Origin of the sequence: Trueperella sp. LYQ141 (assembly GCF_046599555.1) — a bacterium.
Classification (GTDB): Bacteria; Actinomycetota; Actinomycetes; order Actinomycetales; family Actinomycetaceae; genus Trueperella.
The window spans coordinates 159,462-171,338 of sequence record NZ_JBKIWQ010000005.1 but is presented as its reverse complement, the minus strand read 5'-3'; the positions used below and the strand labels follow the sequence as shown (position 1 = coordinate 171,338).

Below are 11,877 nucleotides of genomic sequence, written 5' to 3'. Positions count from 1 at the left end.
AATCCGAACGACTAACGGCTCATGGCACATCAAGTGTGCATGTTTGACGCATACGGATACCGTAGCGAAAGCATTGATTGCGCTCGTCATACAATATTTTGGGTATGTATTCGGGGATTCACTGCTCAACATCAGAATTACTCCATAAGACCAGCCCCACTTAGAAAAAGCTCAACATCTTCGAGAAATACTCAGCTTGCCGCATTGCCCATAGAAAGATGGCAGCAACTCTTTAACTAGATCGACACTAATAAGTTAGAGCCAGCGCATGCGCAATCGCCTGACCATCATCGGGGGGGGGGAAAAAAAAGAGGGGCGGGCACCAATCGTTCATTTACGGCGTTATGCGGCGCGCGCACTGGTAACTCTGCCCATTTTTTGGCACAGTGAACATGTGAATACCCAAATTTTCTTTGTCGGAGACGAGCTGGTTGCCGGCTATGGCGATGCTCGCGCAATGGGATGGGTGGGCCGGACGATGGCTCGTTCCCTATCTGATCCGCCGCTCCTGGCTATTCCTTTGGCTTTTCCTGGCGAAACGACGGATTCCCTATCACTGCGCTGGGAGCGCGAAGTCCTACCTCGTCTCGATAGAGAATGTGATAACCGGCTGGTCATTGGTTTAGGGTCCCGAGATTTAGGCGCGACGTCCCTAGCACGCTCTCGTCTATACCTGGCAAATATGCTCGATAACGCCCAACGCGAAGGGTTGTCATGTTTCGTCGTTGGCCCACCACCACGCCTCAATATTCCGGCTCGCGCTCAAGAGGATCTCACCCGTGCATACGCAGACGTGTGCGAACGCCGCAAGGTCATCTACGTCGATACATATAACCCGCTTGTTCATCACGAACAATGGCTGACGGATATGGCGACCTCTCCAGATGGTTATTGCCCACGGCAAGCTGGGTACGGCCTCATTACCTGGCTGGTGTTCCACAAGGGCTGGTATCGCTGGCTAGGGATTAATCCACCAGTGACGCAATAACTCGCTAAGACACATGTTGTGGGGGTGGTTTCGCGTTTGCGAAACCGCCCCACAACTTTAAGAAGACTTATATAAACCTAGCTACTGCCGACCGTTCAATAGCGGTTTCAGCTATCCACCAATACGAACGTAAATCGGGTTGCCGTAAACCGGACCTTCTGCCACCCCTACCCCAGGCATACGAGCAGCGATGTGCTGACCGCCTCCAGTGTAGATTCCCACGTGCCCAGGCCAAACCACCAGATCCCCTGGCTGAGCCTCAGCGGCAGATACCTGAACGCCAGCATACGCCTGCGCCTGCGAGGTACGCGGAATTGGATGACCAGCTTGCGCATAAACAAACGAAGTGAATCCAGAGCAGTCGAAACCTGCCGGGGAAGCTCCGCCATAGACATACGGGTATCCGGCATACGCACGGGCAATACCAACAATGCTGCCATCTGCCGGTGCAACTGGTGTTGCTGGCGCGCTGGCAACGCCACCCTGCTGGGCCGGAGCATTAACAGCCGTCGCTGCAGTGGTGTTCGCGTGGGCTTGTGCCGGAGCCGAAGCCTCGTGAGTAACGTCAAGGGAAATCGTCGCCATCTGCCAGGAGGATCCCTCGGCCGCAACAACGTCAGCAGTAGACGGATCGACGTGGTAAACAGGAAGTTGCTTATCTGCTGAATCGGCTTTCTCGGGCGCCGCAAAAGCAGTTGGACCAACCATGCCAAATAGTGCCGAACTTGCAAATGCCGAAATAGTCAGCGCGGTACGAACCTTCGTATCATTCGTTGACGATGCGCAACGTACGTGGCGACCCATATTCCTCCTCATTCAAGCGGAAGCTCTGACATCACAAAATCATAACGGAAAGATAACGATTGTATTACAAAGACCGGCGGCTTGTTGGATAATTCATATCCGCATCCCGCATACCGCACCTTTTGACCACATTCCTAGCTTCTGCCTCGCCGCACACAACTTCTCCCAACATAGCTCCCTCTAAAGCTACAAGCTCCTACCAGCAACAAAACTCAACAGCTAAAACCAACGCCACATTAATTTCACCGCGCCGACGAGGTACAGACGCTCACGCCCCTCCCCTAGAAAATTCAGCAAGGATGGTAAAGACCAACATTTACACATGCTGGGCTATGTGATGACGAAAAGATCAACTCTAAGCAGCGCACTGGTTTGAGTTTTCCGAAAAAGTAGTCATTCTAAGGCGCTGAAAGACTCGCAAGCTCTCGCCTAAACCTACGGCGTTTTACTTCCCAGCACCTCCACCGCTGAGCACTTGCTGATGACTACCATGCCGTTCATCACTCACCCGCACAGTAGGTATTCCACAGCCCCACTCACACATACAACGAACCCCAACACCACACCAAACACAACGGCTTTCCCGTTATTACGCCGGAAAGCCGAAAATAGCAACGAATTTTGCCCGACTTCATAGTTGACCACTACCGACTAAAACCCGACTTTCTCACTCCACAAGAGCAAAACGCATATCGGAGCAATATATTCCGCCCTGCAACCCGAAAACTCGAAAATAACAACACACTTCACCCTATAGCTTCCCACGCATTCCCATTTTGTAGGGCAGTAACGCGTCTCTTTAGTGCCTGTTATACGTGGTTGTGTGATGGCGCCATTCTCTCCAGCTCTATTTTTTCATGCTCTATTCTTAAGCAGCTTCACCGCCGCAACTCCTGAGCACAATTACAGGCTAAAACCGCCACCGCATTACCACATCCACATATCTGCCCTATTGAACAAAAACAACCTCAGCAAAACCCCCTACCTCGAGCGTCCGGCAACAGGCAGAAAACATTTCTACCGAGGCCCTCTGCCCAGTCACACCGTCAGCTCATAAAAACACAAAGAAAAATGGCTGAAGCATTTGCTTCAGCCATTCATCACACGCATTTCTGTTACTTATGCGTTGGGACGCTTGCCGTGATTTGCGCCCTTCTTACGGCGTTCACGACGCTTTCTTCCACGCTTAGACATGTGTCAACTCCTCAATCTCGAAACGCTCCTAGTGTAACGGTCTACCCACCATGCTTTCAATTAGGGATGAGCTTTGTGCGCAGACCCACCACACCATACAGCGCCACTACCTACATATACGTTTCACCTTCACGCCACACTTGCGTCACGGTCAAATCCTCATCAAACACCACAGCATTACAGGGCGCCCCGATCTCCCACTCTAAGGTCAAACCAGGGGTATCTGCGTCAAAACCTAAGGTCATCGCCGGTGTTTGCACACAGGCCCGCACTGCCACATCCATCGGCACGTATCCGCCACTGACCATTCGCTCAATCTCTTGCGCGATTCGAGCAGTACCACCAGCAATAGCTCCGCCACGCGATAACCGAGCCACACCGTCAACAATATCGACGTCCAATCCGCCTAAGGTGTAGCGCCCATCAGGCATACCCGCGCCTTCCATCGCGTCGGTTACAAACACCACGCCCAGCGGATTATCCGTACCAACATATTCAAGAACGTCATGAACCAAATCAGGATGAAGATGAACTGCGTCCGCAACCAATTCGACCACGCAGATCCCCTTCTTTGCCGCAGCAATCAGCTCTCTAACCGGCCCTGGCGCACGATGCCCAATCGGCGGCATAGCATTAAACAAGTGCGTCGCCATCTGCGGTGGGCGCGTAAACCCAATCTCTTGCGCATACGCAGCCGTCGCTTCCAAAACCGCCCGAGTCTGCTCTCCACTCGCGCTGGTATGCCCCCACGAAGGTACAGCACCATAATCCAGCAACATTCGAGCAGCCTCCATTGCCCCTTCAACCTCAGGGGCAATAGTCATCGTCTTGATGTATCCCTCGCCAGCTTCCAGCCAGGAACGCAGCTCCGCCATATCAGGCATCCGCACTGCAGCCGGATTCTGCGCTCCGCACTTATGCGGAGAAATATACGGGCCTTCCAGATGAATACCAGCTAATTTCCCAGCTCGGCACGCACGAACCAAATCCTTAATAGCAGGAATTGGATCAACGAGTGACACCGTCGATGCCAGCATCACCGTCGTTCCCAAGGCGCGATGGGCACCAACTGCGGTATCCACCCCTTCTGGCGACGGATTATCCGGGAAAGACGAGCCGCCACCCCCATGACAGTGCACATCCACAAAACCTGGAGTTACCCATCCTGACACGTTCTCGTCAGGAGGAAAGATCTCGGCAATGCGGCCATCTTCTAGGCGCAGACCAGAACCGACGAGTTCCCCTGCCGCATCGAGGAGCCGACCACGCAATTCACTCATGACAGTACCTCCCAGCGGTTACGGTACAGATCTGCATACTGTAACTTGCTTGCCGCCGCTTCATCGACAAAGACCACAACAGACGGATGCATCTGCAAAATCGATGCCGGGCAGACGGCACTCACGCCACCTTCAACCATCGCAGCAACCGCGTCTGCTTTCGCCGCTCCCGTCGCAATCAACAAAAGATGCTTGGCCTCCATGATCGTCCCCAAGCCCTGAGTGACGCACATCGTCGGCACCTGGGAAATATCATTATCGAAGAAACGCGCATTATCCTTGCGAGTGCGCTCCGTCAGCGCATCAACATGGGTGCGTGATACCAGCGATCCACCTGGCTCATTAAAACCGATATGACCGTTCGCCCCGATACCAAGAATCTGCAGTACGATACCACCGGATTCCCGGATAGCACGGTCATAATCAGCAGCAGCTACCTGCGGATCTTCTGCACGGCCGTCAGGGGTATGTAAGCCTTCTTCGCTCAGTCCCGTCTTATCGTCACCAACCAGTTCGGCGCGCAAAACATTGCGATAGGCTTCCGGATGATCCTGCGGAATCCCAATATATTCATCCAAAGCAAAAGCGTGAGCGCCCGTCAATGAGAACGATCCAGCCGCATGTGCTTGCCGCAAACGCTCATATAACGGCAAAGGCGTTGACCCCGTTGCCACACCGACAACCTGACGATCTGCTGCTTTCATGACATTCATGAAATACTGTGCAGCCGCCGCTCCAACCGCCTGCTCGTCCGCGTAAATTCCGACTTTCATCCCTTAGCACCCTTTCCGTTCCACGATGAACACCATGAACACATCACCCTCGCACCATGATGGGGGACACTTCCCAGCATACATCCGCCCTACTTCCCCTCGCCTGCGCATAACGCATCCGCAAACCAGGAGGTGATAGAGGTCGGATGGGTAATAGCCGTTCCAACAACCACCGCATATGCCCCGGCAGCCATCACTTCCTGCGCCTGTTGCGGGGTATGAACGCGCCCCTCGCAAATCACCGGAATATCAGAAAATTCAGCCACCATCTGACGCAATAAATCCATATCCGGACCAGAGGTTTTCTCACGCTCGCCGGTATATCCAGCCAACGTTGTGGACAAAATATCCGTTCCCGCTTCAGCCGCCATCCGCGCGTCAGCCAAGGATCCGCAATCTGCCATCACAATAGCGCCCTCGCTATGCAAGGCAGCTACCGTCTGGGCATAACTCAACCCATCCGGACGAGGCCGACGAGTTGCGTCAATAGCAACAATATCTGCCCCAGCCATCACGCATGCCCGCGCATGACGCAACGTCGGAGTGATATACACACCCTCATCACCCTCTTTCCACAACCCGATTACCGGCACTTTCACCTGCCCCTTAATAGCTGAAATATCAGCCAACCCCTGGCAACGGATTGCTCGCGCACCACCTCGTTCAGCGGCCAAGGCCATCTGCGCCATCGTTTCCGGATGCCGCAACGGCTCACCAACATAGGCCTGGCACGAAACGATTAACGCCCCGCGCAAGGATTCAATAAGACGACGTGCTGTCGCTGCCTCAGACATCTTCTCTCCTCGTGTAGATCAAAACGTGTAATGCCACCATCGGCTCACTTGCACTATGCGCCACCCTGCTATCTATATGTTCAGATTCATCAAATTTTCCGACGCATATACCGGCGGCTAAAAGCAATCGCCGCACCCAACAATGGCGCGCGCGAGCCACATACCCCATGAACCAGCGCGACCTTCGCTACCGGATCCATCACGCACCCGCCATATCCATCTCGAAGCGCTCGCCACCAGGTATCCCCAGATTTCGTCATGGACCCTGACAACACCACAATCGCCGGATCAACACTATTAACCAAGGAACCAACAGCTTCCCCAAGGGCAAAAGCAGAGCGGGTGAAACAACGTTTTGCTGCCGGATCACCAGCATTCGCCCGATCATACAGCTCTTTCCCGTTCGCGACCACTTCGCCATCCGCGCAAAACTCGGCGTTAAACCAATTCGTTATTCCGTGACCAGAACAAATACCTTCAATATGCCCGTAACGCCCACATGAGCACCGCATGTGACGGGCCTCGTGGTGATGGATATGCCCGACGTGCCCAGCAAGAAAATGCTCACCTAATACGACATCCCCACCAACAACCAGCGCTCCACCAATGCCGGTGCCCACAGCGATCGCCAATACCGAGCGATACCCCCGCCCAGCACCGCACACGGCCTCCCCTAGACCATGCGCATGAACGTCATTAATCACTGCCACCGGCACTGCGGCAGCCTGTGCAACCAGATCCCCTAATGGCGTGCCCGACCAGCCCGGCATAGTGTTCGTTGCTGACAGCACGGCCCCAGTGTTGGGATCAATAACCCCGGCACTAGCGATTGCCACGCCCACAACATCGGGATGGGATTGCAGTTGCTGACGCACCATTTGGAGCACACGCTGCGCAACCGCCTCCCCTCCCTCCTCGGCGTTCGTCGGCATTTCGCTGTAGGTGCCAATATGCAGATCTGGAAGCTGGGTGATAGCAGAACCGATCTTCGTCCCCCCAATATCCATTGTGAGGATCTTGCCCATGCCAGATATAGCCTGCTCAGAGCCCGCCATACCTGACCGCATTCCGAGGGCATCCGCCGATTCTTCAACTCTTTCGCTCATCACCGCACCTTCTCTCAATGTGACAGCGCACCGCAAAAGCAAATACGCCGTTTGGCCCTATGCGATCTGGGATTATTCGGCGAGCAGGCCTACCGAACGCAAAACCTCAGCGACCGCCTCAACGTCATCGCCTGATAGCGCTTGCACCGGCTCCGGCATGGTATTGGTGTCAAAAATACCGAGGAGCATCAGAGCCGTCTTGAACGACCCTACGCCAGCCGCATAGCCCATCTCGCCACTTGCCGAGGTAATACGCATGAGTCGGGTGGCCTCATCTTGCAACTGACGAACCCGCTCCCAATCTCGATTCTCTGCCGCTCGCCATTGCTCGACATAAACACGCGGTTCAACATTAGCCAATCCCGGCACACACCCGTCTGCATGGGATAAATACGCCCCATCGACAACTACCTCATGCCCAGAGAGCAAACACAAATCAAGCTGCTGCTCATCACGCAATAACGCGAGGTTACGGAAAGAAACATCATCGCCCGAAGAATCTTTCACTCCAGCCAGCACCCCATCACGCGCCAGCTCGATAATCAATGCAGGGCTGAGTTTTTTGTGTACGCACACCGGAATATCGTAGGCAAACAACGGCACGTCAATTGCCTGCCGAATGAGCCGGAAATGACGTTTTACTTCCTTTTCCCCGAGAATCGCATAGAACGGAGCCGTTGCCACAATCGCATCCGCTCCTAGCTCGCATGCCACTTTCGCATGCGAAATGACCCTCGGCGTCGTCATATCAATCGCGCCCACCAATACCGGAACGCGCTTATTCACGATCCGCATTGTCGCTTCGATGATCTGGCGTCGGCGCTCGTCAGTGCAGAAAACAACTTCTCCTGACGAACCGAGGATAAACAGCCCATCAACTCCGGCCTCAATCATCCGGTTCAGTGAGCGTTCCAAAGAGGGAATATCCAGTTGTCCATCTGCCGTCAACGGGGTAACAACCGGAGGAATAACACCACGAAAATTCATTATCTTAACCTTGTCCTAAGTTGGGATGAAGTAGCGAAGGCGCAGCGCCTAACAGCGTGCGAGTATAGGGATCTTGCGGATTTTCTAGAATTTGCCGAGCTGGGCCTTCTTCAACCACTCGCCCACCATTCATTACCGCAATCGTGTCGGAGATATACCGGACCGTCTGAATATCGTGCGAAATGAAAACCATCGCCAGCCCCAAATCATTTTTGAGGTCCATGAGCAGATTCAAAATCTGGGCTCGCACCGATACATCCAAAGCAGACGTTGGCTCATCAGCAATGATGGCATCTGGGCTCAGCGAGAGGGCCCGCGCGATGGCCACCCGCTGCCGCTGCCCGCCAGAAAGCTGAGAGGGCAAAGCCCCCAGTGCTGACGAGGGCAGACCTACCATCTGGATAAGTTCAGCCACCCGCCGTTCTCGCTCTGTTTCTGTTCCGATTTTGTGTACTCGCAGGGGGTCCATCAACTGATCGCGTACCGCCATGCGCGCATTTAACGCTGTTGCCGGATCTTGGAACACCACAGAAACAACCCGCCCAATAGCTCGACGATCTGCCGCGGAACGTTTGGTTACTTCTTCCCCTTTGAAATACACATGCCCAGCGGTAGGAGCCTGCAAGCCACACATCACATTCGCTGTAGTGGATTTCCCGCATCCGGATTCTCCAACGATACCGAGAACTTCCCCCGGCTTCACCGTCATGGATACCCCATTGACGGCATGAACGAGATGCGGTTTGAACAGCGATCCGGTTCGCGATTTGAACGTTACATAAACATCGCGCAACTCAATGATCGCATTAGGCGAGGATTGGGTAGCCGAGGTGGCTGACTTTGTCGTCATTGTGCTCATAACTCCTCCTGCGGATCATGGGAAGCCTGCGCGGCAATCGGTAGCGCTTTACCTGGCTGGATTGGCGGTTCGTAGCCGGCCTGCTTCCACGCAGAATCCGGAACGGCGGCGTAATAGTGCTCCTTATCGGCAATGCCCATTCGAATTGGTGGAGTATCTAAACCGACGTCCGGATGCGAAGAACGCGGGGCAAATCTGTCACCAGCGGGGAAATCCTTCGGAGAGGGCACTGTTCCCGGCACCTGATGGAGGCGCCCTGCACCGGCCTCAATAGAGAGCACCGAACCCAGTAATCCGCGCGTATATTCATGGATAGGATTCGATAGCAGTTCGCTCGTCGGAGCTTGCTCGACAACTTGTCCGGCATACATCACGGTGATGCGATGCGCCACCTCAGCGACCAATGCCAAGTCATGAGACACAAATACCATCGCAAAGCCCAGCTTTTCCCGCAGCGAATTCAATAGATCAATGACCTGTTTTTGTACTGTGACGTCCAAAGCGGTCGTTGGCTCGTCGGCAATAATTAGCTTTGGATCACGAGTTAAAGCCATGGCAATGAGCACACGCTGGCGTTGCCCGCCGGAAAGCTCATGCGGATACGAACCGAGCGTTCGCACCGGATCAAGCCCGACTAATTCGAGTAGCTCTTCCGCCGTGCGAGTACCCCCGCGCTTAGTCAATTGCTTCATCTGGGATCGAATAAGCATCGCCGGATTGAGCGACGATAAGGCGTCTTGATACACCATTGCCAACTCATGGCCTAACAGCCCCTGCCGTTCTTTGGCTGTCATCGTCAGCAGATCGCGACCATTATAGAAAATCTGCCCACTGATCTGCGCCTGCGGGTCGATTAACCCCATGATTGTCAAGGCAGTGATGGATTTACCGCATCCCGACTCACCAACAAGCCCCATCGTCTGCCCACTATGCACAGTGAACGAGACGTTATCTACCACATTGACATCGCCGTGACGCGGGAAACGAATCGAGAGGTTGCGTACCTCTAATAGCGGCGTGCCGGTCGCCTGAGCAAGGAAGCGATCATGACGCTGGGATTCCACGCGAGCCAACTCACTGATCCGCTCTTGCAGCGCTTGTGCTTGTTGCGCATAGGCCAACCGCGGATCAAGCAGGAGTTTATCTTGCTCACGGTTTGCCGCCACAGCAGCTACAGGCTGTTCCCCACGGGAGGCAACCACCATCGCGTCCGTGACTCCTTCTGAGAGGATATTCAGGCATAGCACCGTCAGCATAATAAAGATTCCAGGGAAGAAGGCCGTCCACCATTGCCCGAGCAATACTGACATATTGCTTGAAGCGTCAGAGAGCACATTGCCCCAGGTCGGCACCATTGAAGATTGCAAGCCGGAACCGATAAAGGTCAAAGAGGCTTCCAAAATAATCGCGTCAGCGACCAAGACGGTGGCGAAAACTAAAACCGGCGCTGCCGTATTGCGCACCACATGCCGAATGAGAATCCACGGGGCGCGAGCGCCAGAAACGATAACTGCCCGCACATAATCTTCCCCGTACGCACTCATAACATTTGCCCGCACGATTCGCGCTAATTGCGGGATATAGACGAAGGCAATAGCAGCAATAATGACCGCTAAAATCCCGATGACGTTATCAGCAGCGAGCCGACGCGAAAAGACCAGCACCATGACGGCAGCCATCGCGATTCCCGGAACAGCCATAATAACGTCCAGCACACGCATAATGACTTCACCGATACTCTTGCGCGCTACAGCCGCAACCGAACCGATGATCGCCCCAAAAAACAATGCAATTACCGTGGCACATAGCCCAATCATCAGCGAGAATCGCCCGCCGTACAAGATACGAGCAAAAATATCGCGACCGACGTGGTCCGTCCCAAAGATATGTTTCGCACTTGGCGGCGCCCATTTGGTGTCAATCGCATCTGGAGAGATCGAGACAACCATAGGAGCGATAACGGAGATAGCAACCACTGCCACCAGGACAGCTAACGCAATACGCGCTCCTATCGTCATATTTCGCAGACGAGCAAAGCGCACGTTCGGCGCGGTAGCTTTCGTCAGTTTTTCTCTTTTTGACATCATCGCCATCACACCGACCTAATCCGTGGATTGATAAGCAAATACAGCATGTCAACGATGATGTTGACGACGATAAAGGACACCGCAACCACCAAAGCTCCGCCTTGTACCAGGTTCACCCAATTGTTTTGGATACCTTTGATGAGCACCTGCCCCATGCCTTGAATGGCGAAGATAATCTCGATAACGACGGCACCGCCCATAAGATAACCAACGCGAAGACCGAGTACCGTTACCGGAGTAATAAGGGCATTGCGCAGCACATTGCGCCCGATCACGACGCTACGTGGCACGCCTGCGCCAAGGGCCGTCCGAACGTAATCCCGATCGAGCTCTTCAACCATTGAAGTTCGCACCACCCGAGTCATCTGGCCGATAACTGGAATTGCCAGGGAAATAGCAGGTAGTAACATGCGGTTAAACCACCCGACAAAATCCTCAGTGAGGGGCGGTAATTCACCAGAAACTGGTATTCCCGATCCGATAAAGGCCAGCACTAGCAAGCTGGCGAGCCAAAACGATGGCGTGCCGATACAAATAACCGACAGCACGCGGATGAGCTGATCTACCCAGCGATCACGATAAATAGCGGCGATAATGCCGAGCGGGAACGCGATAAGAACTGCAATAAATAGACCAAAGAATGTCAACGATAGGGTCACCGGAAGGGCTTGGCTGACCATATCAGCGACCTTATTTGTTTCACCGACGCCGTAGATTCCAAGATCGCCATGCGTCATTCCACATAAATAGTGCCAATACTGGATAACAAGTGGATCAGTTAACCCGTGTTGTATCCGAAATTCTTGCAGGGCTTGCGGGGTGGCAAATTCCCCGAGGGCGGTATATGCCGGATCAATGGGAGACAATGCCATGACGAAGAACACCAGGATCGTCACCCCAACAATCATGATCGGCAAGGCAATTAATCGCCGTCCGAGCAGCCGCACTAGATTACTCACAGTTCTTCATTCCTCTTCTGCGATCTAGGACGTGTTGATGTTTTGC

Annotated in this window: 11 protein-coding genes; 1 reads left to right on the top strand and 10 read right to left on the bottom strand. The window is 54.0% G+C overall.

All coding sequences use genetic code 11. The annotated features are described in order from the left end of the window. Positions 1 to 394 precede the first annotated feature (394 nt). On the top strand, positions 395 to 988 hold the full coding sequence (locus ACLHIJ_RS05905) for a GDSL-type esterase/lipase family protein (RefSeq protein WP_411298666.1): 594 nt from the start codon (positions 395 to 397) through the stop codon (positions 986 to 988). Between the two features lie 111 nt (positions 989 to 1,099). Here the strand turns inward: ACLHIJ_RS05905 and ACLHIJ_RS05900 are convergent, their stop codons facing one another. The 10 genes from ACLHIJ_RS05900 to ACLHIJ_RS05855 all read right to left on the bottom strand — a co-directional run bounded on the left by ACLHIJ_RS05900 (position 1,100) and on the right by ACLHIJ_RS05855 (position 11,831). After that, complete coding sequence (locus ACLHIJ_RS05900; protein ID WP_411298665.1) at positions 1,100 to 1,792, bottom strand: C40 family peptidase; 693 nt, start codon at positions 1,790 to 1,792, stop codon at positions 1,100 to 1,102. Between the two features lie 1,119 nt (positions 1,793 to 2,911). Further along, on the bottom strand, positions 2,912 to 2,986 hold the full coding sequence (locus tag ACLHIJ_RS05895) for a 50S ribosomal protein bL37 (protein WP_411296583.1): 75 nt from the start codon (positions 2,984 to 2,986) through the stop codon (positions 2,912 to 2,914). A 110-nt stretch (positions 2,987 to 3,096) separates the two neighbouring features. Beyond that, complete coding sequence (locus ACLHIJ_RS05890; protein WP_411298664.1) at positions 3,097 to 4,266, bottom strand: N-acetylglucosamine-6-phosphate deacetylase; 1,170 nt, start codon at positions 4,264 to 4,266, stop codon at positions 3,097 to 3,099. After that, positions 4,263 to 5,039, bottom strand: a complete 777-nt coding sequence (locus ACLHIJ_RS05885) for a glucosamine-6-phosphate deaminase (RefSeq protein ID WP_411296436.1) — start codon at positions 5,037 to 5,039, stop codon at positions 4,263 to 4,265. The genes ACLHIJ_RS05890 and ACLHIJ_RS05885 overlap by 4 nt, the downstream gene beginning before the upstream one ends. Positions 5,040 to 5,128: 89 nt before the next feature. Further along, positions 5,129 to 5,833: an N-acetylmannosamine-6-phosphate 2-epimerase gene (locus tag ACLHIJ_RS05880; RefSeq protein ID WP_411296437.1), complete on the bottom strand. Its 705-nt coding sequence runs from the start codon at positions 5,831 to 5,833 to the stop codon at positions 5,129 to 5,131. A gap of 89 nt (positions 5,834 to 5,922) precedes the next feature. Beyond that, positions 5,923 to 6,939, bottom strand: a complete 1,017-nt coding sequence (locus tag ACLHIJ_RS05875; RefSeq protein WP_411298663.1) for an ROK family protein — start codon at positions 6,937 to 6,939, stop codon at positions 5,923 to 5,925. 72 nt (positions 6,940 to 7,011) lie between these two features. Further along, positions 7,012 to 7,926 (bottom strand): dihydrodipicolinate synthase family protein, encoded by a 915-nt coding sequence (locus ACLHIJ_RS05870; protein ID WP_411298662.1) that lies wholly within the window; start codon positions 7,924 to 7,926, stop codon positions 7,012 to 7,014. Between the two features lie 4 nt (positions 7,927 to 7,930). Continuing rightward, entirely contained in the window at positions 7,931 to 8,776 is an 846-nt protein-coding gene (locus ACLHIJ_RS05865) for an ABC transporter ATP-binding protein (protein ID WP_411298660.1), read from the bottom strand. Between the two features lie 5 nt (positions 8,777 to 8,781). After that, positions 8,782 to 10,869, bottom strand: a complete 2,088-nt coding sequence (locus ACLHIJ_RS05860) for a dipeptide/oligopeptide/nickel ABC transporter permease/ATP-binding protein (protein WP_411298681.1) — start codon at positions 10,867 to 10,869, stop codon at positions 8,782 to 8,784. Between the two features lie 8 nt (positions 10,870 to 10,877). Next, positions 10,878 to 11,831: an ABC transporter permease gene (locus ACLHIJ_RS05855; protein WP_411296441.1), complete on the bottom strand. Its 954-nt coding sequence runs from the start codon at positions 11,829 to 11,831 to the stop codon at positions 10,878 to 10,880. Positions 11,832 to 11,877 lie beyond the last annotated feature (46 nt).